This is a genomic window from Microcoleus sp. AR_TQ3_B6, assembly GCF_036702785.1.
In the GTDB taxonomy this organism is placed as follows: domain Bacteria; phylum Cyanobacteriota; class Cyanobacteriia; order Cyanobacteriales; family Microcoleaceae; genus Microcoleus.
Genome location: NZ_JAUBVJ010000006.1, coordinates 131,536 through 149,779, shown reverse-complemented (window position 1 = coordinate 149,779; position 18,244 = coordinate 131,536). Strand labels below are relative to the sequence as shown.

The window sequence follows — 18,244 nt, the reverse complement described above, 5'->3', positions numbered from 1 at the left end:
TCCCGCCCGTCCTTTTTGGACGGGCGGGACGCCCATCCCACTTTCAAGAGTGGAAGTTATTTAATTCTCATTCCTTAGCCAACATCTGTCTAAAAAATACTTGACAGTGAAATTGCGTCAGTGTATTATAAAAGTAGTGCAAATAATTAAAAACATGAGACTAAAAAGTTGGGAGTCTCCCCGCAGCGAGGGCAGAAACTCCAAAGGCAAAGGCGGCTCAGCCAGGGCTCGGCAACTCAAAAAGCAACAGCAAACTCTGCGAAAACAGTTAAAAGTTCAACACGATCGACCAAACGATCGACCAAAGCACAAACAAAACCACCAACAAAACCATCAAGGGAAGGAAACCGATAGTTCCTTCCCTTATTTTGTATCTTTCTGCTACTCAGTCCCGCTGAATGTTCGGACAAATCGTGCGAGTAATGGACTCCGGCGAGGGTTGCTCTTCCCAGCAGTTGAGAATGCCTTGCAACTCCCCCTTCAAAGTTTCTAAGGCTGCAATTTGCACGGAAATTTCCTCTACCTTCGCCGTTAGATGCTGCTTCGCTTCAGAGCAAGGCAACTCTCCGCGATCGCGAACTTGTAAAATATCCTTAATCTCCTGAAGGCTCAAACCCAGAGTCTGAGATCGTTTAATAAACGCTAACCTGTTGAATACCGTTTCGCCAAACAAGCGATAACCAGCGGGCGATCGCTCCACCGCAGGAGACAGCAAGCCCATCTCCTCATAGTAACGAACAGTTTTCACCGACAAACCGCTACAGGCAGCTACGGAACCAATTCTGTACAGTTTCTCGGCAACAGAAATATTCATAAACCAAGCATCCCAGATCGAAAGACTTTTCTTGCCCTATCTTTTACTGCATCAGATGCAGAGAGTCGATCGCCACCTCGCCCCATCGCCATTGCCCGGTAATCTTAATAAGGAGGATTTTTTTTAGACACGTTAAGCACGGGCAACTGGGGCCGAGAAGACTGAGGAGGAAGATAGTATTCCGCAGCAGGTGCGGGTTGTTCGGCTCCTGAGCGGTAAATTTGCCACCAGCGCAGAGCCATCGCTACCCCAGCGGTACCCAGCCCAAAAGCCAATAAAGAGCCACTCGCACCGATGCTGCCGATCGCTACATCGACAACGCCCACTGTCACAACAAAGCTGGTAATTGGCTCTCTACGGTAAGCTGACCTCAAAAGTCGCGTCCACGAAGCATTCATTTGGTTTTACTCTGTTCTATATTTATTTACAATCTCTAAAACTTAGAGTTGGCGGAACGATCGGGATTTCTAGCAAGGCAGACTAGCTTCACCTAAATTAATCTTCTCGCCTGTGGGGAATTGTACGGGAGCGAGGCCAAATTGCCAAGCTTGTCAAATCAAAATTCCACACGATATACAATACCTCCAAAAGCCAGCTCTTAGATTCGGGGAACCGAGCTCTCTTGACACAGAAGTCGCTCGGCTTGTCTGTAATTAATATTTTAATCAATTCCCGAATTTGTCGCGGTCAGCAGAAGTGACACCCGCTGCGGTTCGAGTCAAAACAAAGTGTGAGGCTGACCGCGCCATTGCTAAAATTAGTTGAGACCTAACCAGGACAGCAACCCCTGCCCTGTGACATACTCGATAATTAAAGTTAAAGAAAAACCGATCATCGCGGCTCGACCGTTAAGGCGTTCCGCGTAGCTGTTGAAGCCAAACTTTGGCTGTTCCAGTTTGGGAGTGACGGTGGGTTGTAGTTGTGTCATTGCTTTGGGTACCTTGCGATCGACGCTATTCAAATGTGAAATCCAATGTTAGTTACAATTCTTAAACATTGCTACTTATATTATAAAGAGGGTTAACCGCCGTCAACCGTTCCCGAAGATAAAAAACTGCTGCCCACTAAAGCCACTTAATTATACCCGCTCAAAATATGACTAATCAGCTAGATAACGATAAGCTTCCTGTCGCCGTACAGCGAGTAGCCTTTGCCCTTCGTACAACAGGCTGGGTTTGCTTCTGGGTACAGTTAGTGCTAGGGGTGGTAGCGGCGATCATTTTGCTCTTTGCCATCCCCTTCGCCATCCCCAGGGATACCGCCGCTGGGAGTTCAAACAGTGCCGGCACCGGCGGCGGCGTATTTTTTGCCATTTGCGGGCTGGCCGTACTCGCTTACAGCGTATATCGCTCTTTCCGCTTCACCCGCTTGTCGAGACAACTGCGATCGCCCGCTAACGCTGTCCGCCCCAAAAAAGCAGACACCATCAAAGAGGTGCGGCTGGCACTTTTCAGCAACTTGTCAGGAATGCTGCTGACGCTGATCGGCGCAGAAGCCATCAGCGGCACGCTTTTAGCCAAATCTCTAGCTCAGCCCCAAGCATTGTTCGGCGCCGCAGTCGATTTGGGCCGATTTATTCAGCCGCTAGACATATTTGTGGTACTCGCCAATACTCACGCCACTGTTGCCCACTTTGTCGGGATTTTCGGGGCTCTTTGGTTGCTCGATCGCATTCACAAGCAATAGAAAATTGGCATCGGGTATCGGGCATCAGGCATCGGGAATCGGGAATTGGGAATCGGGAATTGGGAATCGGGAATCGGGAATCGGGAATCGGGAATCGGGAATCGGGCATCGGGCATCGGGAATCGGGCATCGGGCATCGGGCATCGGGCACCGGACACTCTCCCCCACTCGAACACTCTCCCCATCTGGCACTCTCCCCCAACCGACATCCGGAATCACGGCCAAGCTGTCGAAGAACGTACTCAGATACCTTCTAGTAAGACAAGATAAATATCATGGCACTGAAACCCGAGGCTTATTTTGGGGTGACAGATCACGCAACTATTGAAATTCCTCAAGAAAATTTTCGTTCTGTCCTCAGCCAAATAGAAGCTGAACTCCTCTGTAGCGACACCTATAGCCAGGCTCTAGCTAGCTTGCAAACAATGTTGGGATCGGCAGCCTCCGCTGCCGAAATTTTAATTAGAGCAGTTAGCAGAGAAGCCGTCAAGCTGGCATTTGACCTGTTTCCCAAAGAAAACAAAATTGACCTGCAACTAGCCCAAGAGAATTGGGCTACTGTCAGCCCCGCCCTTGGGACGGAGGCAGAATTTACACAATTGGAGCTACCAGAACCTGTTCCTGTCTTCTATTGGCGCAGCGCTATTGTGGAATCACCCGCCAAAACAGAATCCGACACTGAAAATTCCGCTCCAGAGAGTAACAATTCTGAAGACAGCAAGCAAGCGCCCCAAGACGAAAATAAAATCGAGTCGGCTGCACCGGAAACTGTCACCGTCTCCGGAAAATCCTTCCCAGGGTTCGGTTTTCCCAAGAAGCCGAAAAAACTCACCAAGGAAGAAGAAGCAGCAAAAGCAGTTCAACAGCGAGAAGAGTGCCTGCGGGAGTTGGGTAGAGAATTGCGCAAGGGACGGCAAATTCGCTCCCTATCCCTCCAACAACTCCACAGTCAAACTCTCGTGCCGCTGCACCACATCGAAGCGATCGAAAATGGGGAAATCGAGAAACTACCCCAAGATATTTACGTTAGAGGTTTTATCCGCAGGCTCGGCGACGCCTTGGGACTAGACGGTAGCGCGATGGCGAATGCTTTGCCCAAACCCGCTCCGAGCCCAATTCCCAGTATGTATTTGTCTGTTTCCGATTCCGAGTCAGCCCAAAGCTTTCAAATGCGTCCAGTGCATTTGTACATCGGCTACACCGCTTTGATGGCTGGGGCTGTAGGGGGTTTGGGTTGGCTGTCGCAGCAACCCCTGATGCCAGGAGCACAGGCAGTACCTCAAACCCAGGTGACACCGCCCGCCTCAGTTGCACCGGCTCAGAAAAGCCAAGAAAAAGCACCTCAACCAGGTTTGAAGCAGTCTAGCAATGACGGGAGAATGATTGTGGGGGCTGATATGGCGCCGCCGGAGGTGATTTTTGGTTAGTGTGTGTCGGGCGGATCGCCCGACAATACTCCTCGCCTAGGTTCCGTCTCAGAAACCCGGTTTCCTGGCTTACCTGCATATAGATACTTGCTTGAATATTTGACATCCTCCCCCACGCCAAAGGTACGGGAATTCCCAAACATCACTATTTGGGTTTCTGCTTCATAGCAACTGCTGCTGAAGAAAGAAAGAGATTTGGTCTTACGTTCGCTCCACAGACGCTCCACGGTGTGTCCCACCGCAAAAAAAAGGAAACAAAGCAATGCTTATTCAGTTAACGTGATTCAGGGAGGTTTGCCACCCCTGACGCTTATCCTGGCGTGCCAATTTTTCTTCGCCGCTGCGAGTCTCGTCGGCTTTGGTGTTAGGCTTTATGTCTCTATTGTCCAGGTGGACCGGCGACCATAAATATTGTACCGTGCATTAAAAAGCCGTCTTAGAAAGACGGGGTTTCACACCCATTTTCTTGATGAGTGGTGGAGGGCGAGCGCGATTTAAATTTTAGTTCAATCTGCCACTTTCATCGATCTGTGGAGTCAAATCTCACATCTGTTTTCTCAAATCGTCCAGCCTGGCACCCAAAGTGAATTTTAAACTGCATCAGGAAACTCGATATGTGCGATAAACTATCTATTTGACCACTGCTAAAAGAGGTTTCTGATAAGATGAGTTCCCCAGCCACCGCTGCTTTCTCCGATCTCGATCCGCTATCTACTCAGTCCCCAACAGTCACGAGTTTGGCAGCACCTGACAGTGCTTTGATAACGGTGGCTCCACTGCCACAAAAATCTTGGACAATAGAAGATAGTGAGAAACTCTACCGAATTCAAGGTTGGGGCGAACCGTATTTTTCGATCAATGCAGCCGGTCACGTTACAGTCTCTCCCAAGGGCGATCGCGGCGGTTCCCTCGACTTATGCGAACTGGTAGAATCCCTCAAACAACGAAATTTGGCTTTGCCCCTCCTGATTCGATTTTCTGATATTTTGGAAGACCGGATCGAGCGCTTAAATTCGTGTTTTGCCAGAGCGATCGCTCGCTACAATTACAAAAATGTCTATCGCGGTGTTTTTCCAGTCAAATGCAACCAGCACAGACAATTAATTCAAGATTTGGTGCGATTCGGTCAACCCCATCACTTCGGATTGGAAGCCGGCTCGAAACCTGAATTAATGATAGCTTTGGCGACTTTAAAAACTCCAGGCGCTTTGTTAATTTGTAACGGTTACAAAGACAGGGAATACATCGAAACTGCTATTTTGGCGCAGCGGCTAGGGCAAACTTCCGTAATTGTGCTGGAGCAAATTGAGGAAGTAGAACTCGCAATCGCCGCGAGCATTGCATTAGGAATTAAACCGATTTTGGGAGTGCGAGCCAAACTCACTACCAAAGGCGTTGGCCGCTGGGGAGGCTCCACGGGCGATCGAGCAAAATTTGGCTTGACAATTCCTGAAATTATCCGCGCAGTCGGCGAACTAGAAAAAGCTGGAATGCTCGATTGTTTGCAATTACTGCACTTCCACATCGGCTCTCAAATTTCCTCAATTAGCGTCATTAAAGACGCCATTCGAGAAGCCAGCCACATTTATGTAGAATTAGCTAAATTGGGAGCTAATATGAACTACTTGGACGTAGGTGGCGGACTCGGCGTTGACTACGACGGCTCTAAAACAAACTTCCACGCTTCCAAAAACTACAATATGCAAAACTACGCTAACGACGTAGTAGCGGGAGTGAAAGATGCCTGCGACGAGCGGAAAATCCAGGTACCAATTATCATTAGCGAAAGCGGGCGGGCGATCGCTTCTCACCAATCAGTGTTAGTTTTTGACGTACTCGGTACTAGCGATGTCCCCAGAGAAGTACCAGAACCAGTAGACGAAAACGCGCACCAAATTCCGCGCAATCTCTACGAAATTTACCAATCTATCACTCCCGAAAATTACCAAGAAGTTTATCACGATGCTATCCAATTCAAGGAAGAAGCAGTCAGTTTATTTAACTTAGGCTATTTGGGAATTGCGGAACGGGCGAAAACCGAACAGTTGTACTGGGCTTGCTGCAATAAAATACAAGGGATCGCGCGACAAAAAGAATATGTATCCGAGGATTTGGAAGACTTAGAAAAGGTGATGGCATCCATTTATTACATCAACTTATCTGTTTTCCAGTCAGTACCGGATAGTTGGGCAATTAACCAATTGTTCCCAATTATGCCAATTAACAGACTCGACGAAGAACCAACTCAGCGCGGTATTTTAGCCGATCTCACCTGCGACAGCGACGGCAAAATCGACCAATTTATTGATTTGCGAGATGTGAAGTCGGTTTTGGAACTGCATCCTCTCAAACCTGGAGAACCTTACTATTTGGCGCTATTTTTGGGAGGTGCTTATCAAGAAATTATGGGCAACCTTCACAACTTATTCGGCGATGCAAATGCAGTTCACATTCAGCTAACGCCTTCTGGCTATCAGATCGAACACGTTGTGAAAGGAGACACTATGAAAGAAGTCCTCAGCTACGTACAGTACGATCCAGAAAGTTTGGTTGAAAGCATCCGCCGTCAGACAGAAGAAGCTTTGCAGCAAAATAAAATTACTCTTTCCGAGTCCCAACTTTTGCTGCAAAATTATGAGCGCAGTCTCAGCCAATATACTTATCTTCAGTCTTAAAATGTAGGGTGCAACCTAAGCACCTTACCAGAATTGAAAGGTGAGATAATAACTGTAAAAGTAGGGTGCGCACTGCGCACCTTACCTTGAGTAATTAGCAATTAGCAATTAGCAATTAGCAATTATTCACCATGACCGAGAATTTCCGATATCGCGCGCCGCTCTTCTCCGTGTTGAGTCGGTAAAACTTGGCGAGCGTCAGTAATCAGCCAATCGAGAGCCGCCGCTTGCAAATCGATCGCAGCCCCGGTTTTATCAACGCAGTAGCGCCCGAACACCAGTTTATCAACCAACCGCACATCGGAACCCAAACGGGAATACTCAAAAATCACGCTGTTTTCCACAGTCGCGCCAGTGCACAGCCAACAATTTGGGCCGATCATTGTCGGGCCGACAATTTTTGCTCCATCCTCAATGATCGTCATCCCCCCAATGTAAACAGGCCCAGTAATATCAACCTTATCCCAGTTGACAGCTACATTCAAACCAGTGTAAATGCCGGGGCGCACTTCAATTCCCGGAATCGAAACATTTTTAACTTGTCCCAGCAGCACGCTCTGAATTGCCCGCCAATAGTCAGGAACTTTGCCGATATCTACCCACTCAAATTCCATGCTAATCCCGTAAAAAGGCGCGCCTTCTGCTACTAGCGCGGGGAATAACTGCGAACCGATATCGTACTCCTGGCCCGAAGGGATGTATTTGAATATTTCCGGTTCAAAAATATAAATACCAGTGTTAATGTCGGTACTCAGAGCTTCCTCTACAGAAGGTTTTTCTTGGAAAGCTTTAATTTTGCCAGAATCGTCTGTTACAACCACTCCGTAACTGGGAACCTCCTCGCGGGGAACCGATTTCATAACAATAGTAGCAATCGCCCCTTTTTCCCGATGCCACTTTACAGCAGCAGTCAAGTCTAAGTCAATCAAAGCGTCGCCGCACAGGACCACGAAAGTATCGTCAAAAAACGGCGAGAAGTCCTGAATCCGTTTCATGCCACCAGCTGAACCGAGAGCCTCTCCAATCATTTTTCCCTCCTCAATCCGCCCTTCAAAAGAATAGGCAATTTGTACCCCAAACTTTTGACCGTCGCGGAAGTAGTTTTCAATCACGTCTGCGAGGTGGGAAACATTGACCATAATCTGGTCAAATCCGTGCTGGCGGAGCAATTCAACCAAAAACTCCATCACTGGCTTTTGCAGGATGGGAATCATCGGTTTGGGTATTGTCTGAGTAATGGGACGGACGCGAGTGCCTTTACCGGCCGCCAGAATCATCGCTTTCATTATTAACTTCCTCAACCCTGTGTTAAGTGATATCAGCTCAACTATTAGATGCTAGCGGTTGCGATCGAATCGATCCATCGCGGCAAAATCCTGACCTGTTTATAGGCCACATCGTACCAGGCTATCAATCATTTATTCCTAATTTACCTAGATTTAACTAACCAGAAATCAGGAATAATATCAAGTCCGGGTGAATGCAGGTACAATTGCCGTCGGGGGGCGGGTTTACCAGTCTCTCAAGAGTTCGAGAGACTGGAAAACCCGCCCCGAAACCCGATCACAGGCCGCTCCAAGCTCAAAGCGCCCGGATTTTGAGGTCTTGGTAAAACTCCTCTTGAAGCAACTCTACTTTAGACTGAGCCGACAGCAGTAACAGCGCCCAAAAAATGCCCACGCGGTCATAATTTGACAAGTGAACTTCCCCAGTCGATACCGGGAGGTCTGGGTTGACAGGAGAGTGCAAATCGTTATGATGCCAGAGTTCGAGCAATTTGTCCAAGTCGAGCCAACCCTCGTCTATTTCCGGACCCCGCTGAGCCAGAAACCGTTCGAGTTCGCTAGCGGTTTCTACGAGGTTTTCTTGGTGAGCTAGGTCAAAGATAGCCTGGGCTGCTTGCGATCGCATTTTTGAGGTAGGGCGACGCCGGGGGGTAACTGTCTGCTCCATTGCTGCTTTCATGAGCTGTAACTGCTCAATCATTTCTGGGAGAGTAACCGGGCGTTTTTGCGGTAGTTGAGCTACACCGCGACGGCGCAATTGCCGCTCCAAATGCTGAGGCAAGTGTCGCCCTCCTGAGTGCTCTGCGTCTTCGAGTGCCGGCTCGTCGGCCGAGTCGGGATTGGCGGGGGGTTCTGAGAGGACGATACTTTCTGCTTTGAGCAACACCAGCATTGAAGCGTACAAAAACGCTTGGCCGGAGTGGGATAAATCGGAGAAATCCTTACTCGGATCGGCATCGCAGGCGTTCGTAAGCTTGCTCAAACATCGATCGAACACTTCAATTACCTTAACGTCCCAAGGATCGATTTCTCCCCGTTCTGCTAGGTCAATTAAAATTGCGATCCCCTCGGAAATCGTTTCTAAGCCATTTTGGTCTTGGGAAACGGCCATTCGATTTTAGATTTTAGATTTTAGATTTTAGATTTTGCTTCGGGGAAAACGAGAGAGCATATCAAGTTAATTGGCGGTCATTTCAGCAGTTGTACCCTCATTTGCTGCTATTTCTAAACTTATCGTTTCTGCACTTTCTAACAAAGGTTGTTTCGCTTCTACTTCTGCTTTATAGCGTTCGAGATCTTGTTCTAATTCCTGAATCCGCTGCTCTTTTTCGCGAACTTGGCGCAGTTCTTGGCGCGACGCGAGGGTTCGCTGCATTCTCGACCACAGACTGAACAGCCAGGCTAGAATTGCTCCCAATCCGGTCGCTACAATTAGTTCTACGCACAGCGGAGCTTTAACTTGGACGCCTTTAATAACTTGTATGGCGGTCGGCTGTGTATTTTCGATGCTGAAAAATACTAGAGCCAAGCAAATCAGAAAGATGAAGAAGAAATTTAGCGCTCGCATTTTCTCTGTTCCTAATTCTCAATTCAGGTTAAGCAAATTCTTAACCCTTTGTCAACTGTTTTTTGGCATATCCTGCCAGTTTTTTTGATAAGATCGCATCTGGTCAATTAACTATAATATCCGGGGATGGGCGGGTTTATTGGAGCTCTGAGAGTTGATTGAAGAGATTGGTTGACCCGCCCCTGCCGGACATATCCTCTTTAGGTTTGACCGATGTTTTGCGGTTTCTTGCCGATTCCCAGCGCTGGCAATATTTGATATTTCAAAGCAATGCCCGCCGCCACAAAGAAGGCAATAATCAGCGCCCCAATTCCTACGGGACTGGGAATCCAGAATATCGCCTCCAAATAGTTAGTTTCCCCGGGTTTGAGCTTCCAAACTAACTGTTTGCCCTGCTGATAGCTTTCGGGAACCAGCGCACCGGCGACAGTTTCAATACTTTTTGCGCCCCAAGGCGTGTTCAAGCTAAAGTCTAGCTCCAAAAGTCCCCCCGGACTCAGCATCAGACTGCCGTTGGAAGAAAGCAGAGAAAGAGAGCGTAAATCCAATTCCAAACTCAACCGATTTCGCAGCACCAATAACAAATTATTCTGCTTGACATTCAGGTGAGATTCAAACTTCGGCAAATCGGTTTCTAGGGGACTTGCAACCCGAGATTTTGCTGTTTGTGCGATCGGATTGTAAAATTGGTTGAACTTGTCTTGCAACTCGGCTCCATTATTGAAAGGAATCCTCACGAGAATTTCTGTCTGAGAAAGCCGTTTAGTTTTTCCGTCCAGCAACCTCACCCTGCGTTCTACGCTTTTCAACCACTCTGCAACTGTTTCGCTGCTGAAGCTCGTCAACCTTTCCCCTAGTTTAATGTGCTGCACGATTTCGCCGCGAGTTTGACTCTCAAAGTTCACCCCGACATCGTACTGAACGCATCCAGTCACTAGAGTTAAAAGGCAAAAAACCAAAGGTAAAAGAAAGAAAAAATTCTTTTTCTTCTTCCCAGTTCCATCCTTGACATTTTGCTCTTTCATTATACATTTTTCCCTATTTTTACCTATTTGCATGAATTAGCAAAGCGTTGAATTGCTGACACTGTTTCTATGTTTTGCACGTTTTAACTGGTTCCTAGGCTCTGCCTGGGAACCCATGTCCAGAGGCTTTGCCTCGCAAGCTTTCATCCAAATTCGAGGCAGAGCCTCACGATATGTATTACCAGGCAGAGCCTGGTAATGACTAAATTTAACTGGTTCCTAGGCTTTGCCTGGGAACCCATGTCCAGAGGCTTTGCCTCGCAAGCTTTCATCCAAATTCGAGGCAGAGCCTCACGATATGTATTACCAGGCAGAGCCTGGTAACGAGTAAATTAACCGCACTGAACTTATTGTCTGGAAGCTACACCCAAATGTTGAAACAGCATACTCGGCAAATATGCCGCACCGCCTACCCATTCGGCTTCGCTGCTCAAATCTGCCAAATTTTTAAAGGCTTCAAAAATGCTGCCTGCCACCATTGTATTCTTGACGCGGCCGACAATTTTGCCTTTTTCTACTTTATAGCCTAAGTCCAAATTGACAGAAAATTCGCCAGCTAACTGATTGGACTGACCTGCTCCTAAAACCTGCTCTACTATTAGACCTTCGTCCATGCTAGCTATCAAGTCTTGAGTGGCGGTATTTCCTGGGGAAATGCAAAAGTTAGTCAAATCAGGGCCTGGGCGAGACAATCCGCCACGAAAACCGTTGCCGGTCGATTGTACACCGGCGCGAGCGGCCCACCTGCGATCCCAATAAAATCCGGTGACTGTACCTTTGTCTATCAAGATTTTGCGGGTGGTGGGCGTACCTTCGTCGTCAAAGGGACAAGCAGAAGGGCCTAAAGTGGGGTCTTCAAAAAAGGTAAAGCGTGTGTCAAATAAGGTTTCGCCGATTTTGTCGGCTAGGGGAGAGGCTTTTTGAACTACTGTTTGACCAGAAAGGATGGTATCAAATAAGCTGCCGAGGGTGCTAGCGGCGGCTCTGGGGGTAAATAATACTGGGTAGGAACCGCTGGTGATGGTGGCTGATTGTTCGGCGAGGCGGTATTTTTCGAGGAGTGATTGGAGGATGCTGTTGGTGTCTAGGGGACGATCGCGCGCTAGGTCGTAACTGTATGCTTGCATAAAGTCTTCTCCCTGTACCAAATTTCCTGCGATCGAGCCGCTGACTATTTGGCTGCTTCTTTCGGCATACAGGTCTTGCGTGGTGGCAATTTTCACTCTGCCGCTGCGGACGTGAAAGCCGACATCTACCATAATATCGGGATTGTAGGCGTGAACTTGCTCGATGAGGTTTTTGCCGTTTTCGACTAATTCTTGAGTTGTGGGTGGACTGTAGGTGGTTTCCGGGCCTTTTAGGTGGAAGTTGGAGGCGAGTTCAAATTCTGCGGGGTCGCCGATTTCGGCTGTTTGAATCGCTGCATCTACTAAATCATCTATCCGCGTTAAATCTGTGGAACTAGCAAAACCGATTTTGCCGTGCGAAATCAGCCGGAGTGCTACGCCTTGCAGTGCTTTGGTTTGCAGGGATTTGAGGCGATTGTTTTCAAATTCTATGGGGGTGTCTTGACTCGACAGGTAGTATACTTCAGCGGCATCGGCGCGTTGAGATGCCAATTTCAAAATCTGCTCTATGGTTGAATCGCTCACAATAATCGCCTTTCTGGTTTGGTCTTTTTTTTATTTTAGCAACTACAGGAGTTACGCGGAATGAGTCTATTTTGACACTATCTGTAGTAGTAAGGTGCGCGCCAAGAGCGTACCCTACAAGTAGAGTTTATGCGTAAGTGCTGTATAAAGAGGCGCAAGTTCTATAATTGTAATTCACACTGTTTAAAAACATAGTTAACGGCTGCCAACAGTCGCTCTAACTCCTGAATTGTATAGAAAAATTTATTTTGAGTAAACCTTTCTAATTTGAGCTTGCCAAACTGCCACATTGCCCCATTAGAAACACTACCAAAGATAGTTTGTTCTGGTTCATTGTTAAGTCGCTGCACGGCGATCATTTCTGCCAAACACTGCCCCCATCCTTCATCAAATGCGCTCTCTTTCTTGGCTTCAACTAATATGAAATAGGGCTTTTGACACTCCCCGACCTGAAGGTGCGGGGATTCTAGTTTCACAGTCGTTGCTTGCCTTTGCAGGTCTTACGACCAACAGAGGTAGAGGCTACAACTCCACTAGCGTTACTTTGGGGATGCCCTTCCCTAGCGTTTGCACGACTTAAAATTACCTTGGCTGCATTCACATCGCGTTGTTCGACGTGACCGCAATGCGGACAAGAATGGGTACGGGTACTCAAAGACTTTTGCACTTTAGCGCCACACTTTGAGCATTCCTGACTTGTGAAATGTGGAGGTACTGCGATTATTTCCCGTCCAAATTTCGTGCCAAAGTATTCGAGCCATTGGCGGAAGTTATACCAAGACGCATCAACGATACTCTTGGCTAGTTTGTGGTTTTTTACCAAGCCGGAAATATTCAAATCTTCCAAGACGACCTTAGCGTTAGCTAGGCATAAGTTACGTGCGAGTCTCTTCGCATGTTCATTCCTTTGTCTTGTTACTTTCAAATGTTTCCGAGCATAAATACCACGCGCTTTTTTTCTGCCAGATGACCCCTTTTTCTTTTTATATATTTTGCGTTGCACCCGTTTGATATCTTTCTCGGCTGGGCGGAGATATCGCGGGTTCTCTTCATGATTGCCGTTGCTGTCGGAATAGAAATATTCCAAGCCAACATCAATCCCGACTTCAGATGTAGTTACGGGGTAAGATTGCTGGTTATCAACCTTGACGCAAAATTGCACGTAGTACCCATCAGCACGACGCACCATACGAACCCGTTTGATTAACTCAACTGGGTAGGTGTGAATATCCCATTTCCCCAGCAATTTAACCTCACCAATACCTTTTTTATCGATGAAGTTAATACGACGTTTTGATGGGTTCAACTTCCATCCCGATTGCTTGTACTCAACAGAACGACAATTCTTTTTGAACCTTGGATAACCTTTCTTCCCAGGTTTTTTCTTTTTGCAGTTATCGAAAAACTTGTTAATTGCGCGTTCTACATTCTCAACCGATGCTTGACAGGCATGGCTGTTTAAGTCCTTAACAAAGTCGAATTCTGCTCGTAGTTGAGTGTTATACTGGTACAGTTCTTTTTTGCCCAAACCGCGATTATCCATCCAATAACGCAATACCTTGTTACGCACAAACTGACTTGTACGAATAGCTTCGTCTATCAACTTGGCTTGACTGGATTTAACCACTGCTTTGTACTCCAGCACTAACACTATTGAATCACCTCCTGTTGTTTGATACTATAGCTCTAGTATATACGGCATATCTAAATATGGCAAGCAAAAAACGATTAAAAAATATACCAATTTTGCATGATGAGGTGAAAACAAAAAAAACAGTAGTATTAACCCCTACGGCTTGGGAGACTATGAAAGTAGAAGCTCGCATTAGAGGGATTAGCGTTAGTGAGTTGATAGAGGAGTTTGGGCGCAATTTAGTAAATAAAAAGCCGTCCTAGAAGGACGGGGCTTGTATCCCATTATCTTGGTCAAAAACTACTGTGCCGAGGGGTGAGCGCTTCGCCAATATATAATCGGGAATTCCTGACAGATTCTCATTATAGACTAAGGTTTGGTGACTCCAGAGGAGAAAATTACTTCGATAATTTTTCCAAACTTCTTTTAATACAGGATAAATGATATTTTCACAAATGGCGATTTCCGAGTTGTCAAATACTCCTTCATTGAAAATCAATTCTAATTCATTCCGAAAAACTTCGCTGACTGCAAATTCTGTTTCGACAATGAAATTATCCCGCAGGCAATTAATTTGGAATTCTTTGGCGACCGCGCTGATACTTTTATAATTGCTAAAAGGCATTGCTTAACTTTTCTCAGTCGGGGTAAGGTGCGCGGCCAGGCGCACCCTAGAGATAGAGTTTGTGCGAAGGAAAAAATGATTAATAACTAAGAAATAAGCCGCCTAAAATTAGCCCGATCGCAATTAACGCCACCCAAATAAACCTATTATCTTTCGTATTAACCTGGCTCAAATCTACGGGTTCTGGTACGGCGGGCTTGGGTTTAGCGTACTTGATATCAGCGTTCGGATTGGCTTGAAAACTGATTGATTGATTTTCATCTAAAGCTGCCAAATCAGGGATTTTCACCATCCATTCAGGAGGGATAGTGAGTTTGGGAGCTTCGAGAATGTACAGCAAGCGCTTTGCTTGCTGGCGGGTTTCTTGGCGGGGATGGCGGGTGAGGGCACGGCAAAGCTCGATCGCCCTTTCTGTATTGCCCGAGGCTTCGTAGGCTGTCACTAGCCACATCTGCACCTCACCGCCCAACCGGGAATTTCGATCGACTAAACCGGTAGCTGTTTCTAAACTCTGCACAGCTTGAGCATATCGGCCACTCTCAAAAGCTACTTGCCCAGCTTGGTACTCAGTTTGAACAATTTCTAACTTTTCTGAAGTCACGAGCACCCACCCAATTCACAAATATTACTTCCTTAATTCCCCAAACGCTAGAATTCGCTGTTGTGTTGCGACATACCCGACTCGTTGTCGCGTTTGGAACCTAGCAAGTCTAAATGGTCTACCTTAATTACCGGCTTCGAGCGATTTGAACCGGTATTGCGGTCTTGCCAGCGATCGAACTTCAAAGAGCCTGTTACGCCAATTAGAGAGCCTTTGCGAACGTAGTCAGCAGCAATCTGCGCTGTTTTGCCCCAGATTTCCAGATTGAACCAGTCTGGTTGATCGCTGTTCTTAGTTCTGCGGTTCACTGCCAGCGTCAAATTACACTTAACTGTACCCGACTCAAAATACTTCACGTCCGGGTCGCCGCCGACGCGGCCTACTAAAGTCACAACATTAAGACTCATAAACTTTTTGGGGAATGTGGTCGATCGGTGATGTAGTTAAACTGTTAACACGCGCACTAGCCTCCAAACAGAAATTGGAACAGCGCTTGTGAGGGCTTCATCCTGATTTTACACCCAGTTACCAGAACATATTGATGGTGGATAATTGGCGAGTCTGCGCTCAACCTGAGCTCGACAATGTACATTTCTGACTAGACTCAGGATGAAAAACGTAATAGAATCCACCTCGGTTACACTTTTGTAACAACATTATTGCACACAATAGTATTTTAGTTTTGGGGGGGGTACGAATCAGTGGGTCTTCTCAATCGATTTTCGTTATCTAGAGATATGGGTATCGACCTCGGTACTGCTAACACGCTCGTTTATGTATCCGGCAAAGGTATTGTTCTGCAGGAACCTTCTGTAGTGGCGATCGATCAAGATTTAAAAATACCGCTGGCTGTTGGAGAAGAAGCTAAAAAAATGCTCGGGCGCACGCCAGGGAACGTCATAGCACTGCGCCCGCTTCGCGACGGGGTAATCGCAGACTTCGATACTGCCGAACTGATGCTTAAGACTTTTATCCGCAGGGTTCACGAAGGCCGAAGCTTAGTTTCGCCGCGGATAATTATTGGTATCCCCAGCGGTGTAACGGGAGTCGAGAGGCGTGCTGTCATTGAGGCGGCGACTCAGGCCGGTGCTAGAGAAGTGCGGTTAATTGATGAACCCATCGCCGCGGCGATCGGAGCTGGACTGCCTGTTGCTGAGGCGACTGGCAATATGATTATAGATATCGGCGGAGGTACGACGGAAGTTGCGGTTTTGAGTTTGCAAGGTACGGTGATCAGTGAGTCTGTGCGGGTAGCCGGCGACGAACTCAATGAGGCGATCGTCCAATACATGAAAAAAGTTCACAATTTGGTCATCGGCGAACGCACTGCTGAAGAAATTAAAATTCAGGTGGGTTCTGCATATCCAACTCCAGAGGATGACGACGTAATGATGGAAGTCCGGGGCTTGCACTTACTGTCGGGTCTGCCGCGAACTGTTACGATCAAAGGTCCAGAAATTCGTGAAAGTATGTCGGAACCGCTTTCAGTAATTGTGGAAGCTGTCAAGCGTACTTTGGAACGCACCCCCCCGGAATTAGCAGCAGATATTATTGACCGGGGAATTATGCTGGCTGGTGGTGGCGCCCTGATGAAAGGTTTAGATACTCTGATAAGTCACGAAACAGGAATTGTCACTCACGTGGCAGCAGATCCGCTGTGCTGCGTGGTTTTGGGAACTGGTAGGGTATTGGAAAACAAACAGTTGGAACGGGTTTTTAGCGGGCAGTCGTCGCGCAATATGTAGTTAACTAATTTGGGATTTTGGATTTAGAAATAGGGCTGCCATCTCAAATCTAAAATCCTGACCTAACAATTTTAGAATACTGAAATTATGCTAAAAAATACATTCCGCAAGTGGTGGGATTTGCGACTGCAAATTGCTCTTTTAGGTTTAGCTGTAACTGCCGCTTGGGGAGTTCGACAAACACAAGGTGCTGCACTGTTTGAAGTTTACAATTTGGTGAGTCGTCCGTTTCAATCCAACGGCTCGGGGCAAGAGCAGCTCATCTCGGCGCGCACTCAAGAATTGCAAGCGCAGATATTAGAATTAGAAACTCAAAATCAGAAGCTAAAAGAGCTTTTAGGTTACGTTTCGGCTAAGAAACCTCCCGGGATTGTAGCTCCTATTGTCGGCCGCAGTGCGGGCCACTGGTGGCAGCAAGTAACCTTGGGGCGCGGCAGTAACGATGGCATCAAAGCAGATTTTACTGTGATGGGCCCGGGCGGTTTGGTAGGCCGGGTTGTCAGCGTTACTCCTAATACTAGCTTGGTGCTGTTGGTCAGCGACGCTACGAGTCAATTGGGTGTGGGAATTACCCGCACTCGCCACATGGGTTTTATGCGCGGGAAAGGCGGAAATCAGGCTGTGATGGAGTTTTTTGATAATGTTCCCAATGTCAAGCCTGGGGATGTGGTTTCAACTTCTTCTTTCAGTCAGTTGTTCCCTCCTGGTTTGCCGGTGGGAAAAGTGGTTTCGGTTGATATGAATAAAGCTCCGGCTCCAGAAGCTGTTATTGAGTTCTCTGCACCTATGAATTCTCTGGAGTGGGCGGTGGTTTACCCCCACTCTAAGCAAGCCGAATTAAAGGATTCGCAGAGTCAATCTTCTGCACCGTCTGGGGGAGTACCGCAGCAATGAAAGCTTTATCTCGGATGTCTTCGCGATCGCGCCAATTTCTCAACTTCGGCGTTACATTTGTTTCTGTGATGCTGTGCATACTGATATTGCCTACTCGGCTGCCGGGAATGGAATTGCTGGGAATTGGACCCAACTGGCTGTTAATTTGGTTGGTTGCTTGGAGTATTAAGCGGAAACGTACAGTTTGGGGAGCCGCTAGCATGGGCTTGGTTTTGGGGTTTCTTCAAGATGCGATGACGGCTCCCGATCCCACCCACGCTGTGAGTCTAGTTGTTGTAGGAGTCTTAACAGTTGTTTTGCAGAAAACCTGGTCGATTCCGGCAGATATTGTTGAGAGAGATCCGATTCCGATCGCGTTAATTGTGTTTGGAATGGCGGTGGTAGCGGAAACGGTGATCGGGCTGCAATTTTTTGCTATGGGCGATCGGGCTTTACTGGAAATTTGGACCTATCACCAGCGAGTGGCTTTGTGTTCTGCTATTCTTAGCAGTCTTTGGGCTCCGGTGATTTATTTTCCCCTCAATCGCTTGTGGGAAATGACCAGGAATTTAGAAAAGCCTTAGTCAGTCATTAGTTAACAGTTGAGTGTTAACTGTTGACTGTTAACTGTTGAC

At 47.3% G+C, this 18,244-nt stretch carries 22 protein-coding genes; 8 read left to right on the top strand and 14 right to left on the bottom strand.

The window, feature by feature from the left end:
- Positions 1–385: 385 nt before the first annotated feature.
- From QUB56_RS05400 to QUB56_RS05390, 3 genes are all read right to left on the bottom strand, one after another.
- A complete protein-coding gene (locus tag QUB56_RS05400; RefSeq protein WP_332953839.1) occupies positions 386–814 on the bottom strand; it encodes a heavy metal-responsive transcriptional regulator in 429 nt (142 codons plus the stop codon).
- A gap of 104 nt (positions 815–918) precedes the next feature.
- Positions 919–1,212 carry a hypothetical protein gene (locus QUB56_RS05395; RefSeq protein ID WP_332953837.1) on the bottom strand — a complete coding sequence of 98 codons (294 nt, stop codon included), beginning with the start codon at positions 1,210–1,212 and terminating at the stop codon, positions 919–921.
- Between the two features lie 359 nt (positions 1,213–1,571).
- Positions 1,572–1,742: a hypothetical protein gene (locus QUB56_RS05390; RefSeq protein WP_172186391.1), complete on the bottom strand. Its 171-nt coding sequence runs from the start codon at positions 1,740–1,742 to the stop codon at positions 1,572–1,574.
- Positions 1,743–1,909: 167 nt separating this feature from the next.
- Here QUB56_RS05390 and QUB56_RS05385 point away from each other — a divergent pair, with 167 nt between their 5' ends.
- Genes QUB56_RS05385 through QUB56_RS05375 form a run of 3 tightly spaced genes read left to right on the top strand, consistent with a single transcriptional unit; the run spans position 1,910 to position 3,927 of the window.
- Complete coding sequence (locus tag QUB56_RS05385; protein ID WP_332953833.1) at positions 1,910–2,500, top strand: DUF3611 family protein; 591 nt, start codon at positions 1,910–1,912, stop codon at positions 2,498–2,500.
- A 45-nt stretch (positions 2,501–2,545) separates the two neighbouring features.
- Positions 2,546–2,770, top strand: a complete 225-nt coding sequence (locus QUB56_RS05380; RefSeq protein WP_332953830.1) for a hypothetical protein — start codon at positions 2,546–2,548, stop codon at positions 2,768–2,770.
- 5 nt (positions 2,771–2,775) lie between these two features.
- On the top strand, positions 2,776–3,927 hold the full coding sequence (locus QUB56_RS05375; protein WP_332953827.1) for a helix-turn-helix domain-containing protein: 1,152 nt from the start codon (positions 2,776–2,778) through the stop codon (positions 3,925–3,927).
- Here the strand turns inward: QUB56_RS05375 and QUB56_RS05370 are convergent.
- Positions 3,924–4,190, bottom strand: coding sequence for a hypothetical protein (locus QUB56_RS05370; protein ID WP_332953825.1), 267 nt, complete (start codon positions 4,188–4,190; stop codon positions 3,924–3,926). The genes QUB56_RS05375 and QUB56_RS05370 overlap by 4 nt on opposite strands.
- A gap of 402 nt (positions 4,191–4,592) precedes the next feature.
- On the opposite strand from QUB56_RS05370, the gene speA reads away from it, so the two are divergent.
- Entirely contained in the window at positions 4,593–6,602 is a 2,010-nt protein-coding gene (gene speA / locus QUB56_RS05365; protein ID WP_332953823.1) for a biosynthetic arginine decarboxylase, read from the top strand.
- Positions 6,603–6,724: 122 nt separating this feature from the next.
- Here speA and QUB56_RS05360 read toward each other — a convergent pair whose 3' ends face one another.
- The 7 genes from QUB56_RS05360 to QUB56_RS05330 form a co-directional block, all read right to left on the bottom strand.
- Positions 6,725–7,888, bottom strand: coding sequence for an NDP-sugar synthase (locus QUB56_RS05360; protein ID WP_332953820.1), 1,164 nt, complete (start codon positions 7,886–7,888; stop codon positions 6,725–6,727).
- Between the two features lie 295 nt (positions 7,889–8,183).
- Positions 8,184–8,999 (bottom strand): segregation/condensation protein A, encoded by an 816-nt coding sequence (locus tag QUB56_RS05355; RefSeq protein WP_332953818.1) that lies wholly within the window; start codon positions 8,997–8,999, stop codon positions 8,184–8,186.
- A gap of 66 nt (positions 9,000–9,065) precedes the next feature.
- Entirely contained in the window at positions 9,066–9,455 is a 390-nt protein-coding gene (locus QUB56_RS05350; protein ID WP_332953815.1) for a lipopolysaccharide assembly protein LapA domain-containing protein, read from the bottom strand.
- 200 nt (positions 9,456–9,655) lie between these two features.
- Positions 9,656–10,480 carry a DUF3153 domain-containing protein gene (locus QUB56_RS05345; protein ID WP_332953814.1) on the bottom strand — a complete coding sequence of 275 codons (825 nt, stop codon included), beginning with the start codon at positions 10,478–10,480 and terminating at the stop codon, positions 9,656–9,658.
- 347 nt (positions 10,481–10,827) lie between these two features.
- The gene (locus QUB56_RS05340; protein ID WP_332953812.1) at positions 10,828–12,132 is read right to left on the bottom strand and encodes a TldD/PmbA family protein; all 1,305 of its coding nucleotides are present in this window, start codon (positions 12,130–12,132) and stop codon (positions 10,828–10,830) included.
- 161 nt (positions 12,133–12,293) lie between these two features.
- Positions 12,294–12,608, bottom strand: coding sequence for a hypothetical protein (locus QUB56_RS05335; protein ID WP_332953811.1), 315 nt, complete (start codon positions 12,606–12,608; stop codon positions 12,294–12,296).
- On the bottom strand, positions 12,605–13,783 hold the full coding sequence (locus QUB56_RS05330) for a transposase (protein ID WP_332953810.1): 1,179 nt from the start codon (positions 13,781–13,783) through the stop codon (positions 12,605–12,607). Before QUB56_RS05330 ends, QUB56_RS05335 begins: the two co-directional genes overlap by 4 nt.
- Before the next feature lie 59 nt (positions 13,784–13,842).
- Between QUB56_RS05330 and QUB56_RS05325 the strand changes: the two genes are divergently transcribed.
- On the top strand, positions 13,843–14,028 hold the full coding sequence (locus QUB56_RS05325) for a hypothetical protein (protein ID WP_332953809.1): 186 nt from the start codon (positions 13,843–13,845) through the stop codon (positions 14,026–14,028).
- Here the strand turns inward: QUB56_RS05325 and QUB56_RS05320 are convergent.
- From QUB56_RS05320 to QUB56_RS05310, 3 genes are all read right to left on the bottom strand, one after another.
- Complete coding sequence (locus tag QUB56_RS05320) at positions 14,025–14,390, bottom strand: hypothetical protein (protein ID WP_332953806.1); 366 nt, start codon at positions 14,388–14,390, stop codon at positions 14,025–14,027. The genes QUB56_RS05325 and QUB56_RS05320 overlap by 4 nt on opposite strands.
- A gap of 79 nt (positions 14,391–14,469) precedes the next feature.
- Positions 14,470–14,991: a tetratricopeptide repeat protein gene (locus tag QUB56_RS05315; protein ID WP_332953804.1), complete on the bottom strand. Its 522-nt coding sequence runs from the start codon at positions 14,989–14,991 to the stop codon at positions 14,470–14,472.
- Positions 14,992–15,038: 47 nt separating this feature from the next.
- Positions 15,039–15,398: a single-stranded DNA-binding protein gene (locus tag QUB56_RS05310; protein ID WP_190738047.1), complete on the bottom strand. Its 360-nt coding sequence runs from the start codon at positions 15,396–15,398 to the stop codon at positions 15,039–15,041.
- A 330-nt stretch (positions 15,399–15,728) separates the two neighbouring features.
- Between QUB56_RS05310 and QUB56_RS05305 the strand changes: the two genes are divergently transcribed.
- From QUB56_RS05305 to mreD, 3 genes are all read left to right on the top strand, one after another.
- Positions 15,729–16,736: a rod shape-determining protein gene (locus tag QUB56_RS05305; protein WP_006632285.1), complete on the top strand. Its 1,008-nt coding sequence runs from the start codon at positions 15,729–15,731 to the stop codon at positions 16,734–16,736.
- A gap of 87 nt (positions 16,737–16,823) precedes the next feature.
- Positions 16,824–17,630, top strand: a complete 807-nt coding sequence (mreC, locus tag QUB56_RS05300) for a rod shape-determining protein MreC (protein WP_332953799.1) — start codon at positions 16,824–16,826, stop codon at positions 17,628–17,630.
- Complete coding sequence (gene mreD, locus QUB56_RS05295; RefSeq protein ID WP_332953797.1) at positions 17,627–18,193, top strand: rod shape-determining protein MreD; 567 nt, start codon at positions 17,627–17,629, stop codon at positions 18,191–18,193. The genes mreC and mreD overlap by 4 nt, the downstream gene beginning before the upstream one ends.
- The last annotated feature ends 51 nt before the right edge of the window (positions 18,194–18,244 follow it).

Coding starts and splice junctions, on each gene's coding strand:
- QUB56_RS05400 (WP_332953839.1), bottom strand. CDS start 814: ATGAATATTTCTGTTGCCGAGAAACTGTACAGAATTGGTTCCGTAGCT.
- QUB56_RS05395 (WP_332953837.1), bottom strand. CDS start 1,212: ATGAATGCTTCGTGGACGCGACTTTTGAGGTCAGCTTACCGTAGAGAG.
- QUB56_RS05390 (WP_172186391.1), bottom strand. CDS start 1,742: ATGACACAACTACAACCCACCGTCACTCCCAAACTGGAACAGCCAAAG.
- QUB56_RS05385 (WP_332953833.1), top strand. CDS start 1,910: ATGACTAATCAGCTAGATAACGATAAGCTTCCTGTCGCCGTACAGCGA.
- QUB56_RS05375 (WP_332953827.1), top strand. CDS start 2,776: ATGGCACTGAAACCCGAGGCTTATTTTGGGGTGACAGATCACGCAACT.
- speA (WP_332953823.1), top strand. CDS start 4,593: ATGAGTTCCCCAGCCACCGCTGCTTTCTCCGATCTCGATCCGCTATCT.
- QUB56_RS05360 (WP_332953820.1), bottom strand. CDS start 7,888: ATGAAAGCGATGATTCTGGCGGCCGGTAAAGGCACTCGCGTCCGTCCC.
- QUB56_RS05355 (WP_332953818.1), bottom strand. CDS start 8,999: ATGGCCGTTTCCCAAGACCAAAATGGCTTAGAAACGATTTCCGAGGGG.
- QUB56_RS05350 (WP_332953815.1), bottom strand. CDS start 9,455: ATGCGAGCGCTAAATTTCTTCTTCATCTTTCTGATTTGCTTGGCTCTA.
- QUB56_RS05345 (WP_332953814.1), bottom strand. CDS start 10,480: ATGAAAGAGCAAAATGTCAAGGATGGAACTGGGAAGAAGAAAAAGAAT.
- QUB56_RS05325 (WP_332953809.1), top strand. CDS start 13,843: ATGGCAAGCAAAAAACGATTAAAAAATATACCAATTTTGCATGATGAG.
- QUB56_RS05320 (WP_332953806.1), bottom strand. CDS start 14,390: ATGCCTTTTAGCAATTATAAAAGTATCAGCGCGGTCGCCAAAGAATTC.
- QUB56_RS05310 (WP_190738047.1), bottom strand. CDS start 15,398: ATGAGTCTTAATGTTGTGACTTTAGTAGGCCGCGTCGGCGGCGACCCG.
- QUB56_RS05305 (WP_006632285.1), top strand. CDS start 15,729: ATGGGTATCGACCTCGGTACTGCTAACACGCTCGTTTATGTATCCGGC.
- mreC (WP_332953799.1), top strand. CDS start 16,824: ATGCTAAAAAATACATTCCGCAAGTGGTGGGATTTGCGACTGCAAATT.
- mreD (WP_332953797.1), top strand. CDS start 17,627: ATGAAAGCTTTATCTCGGATGTCTTCGCGATCGCGCCAATTTCTCAAC.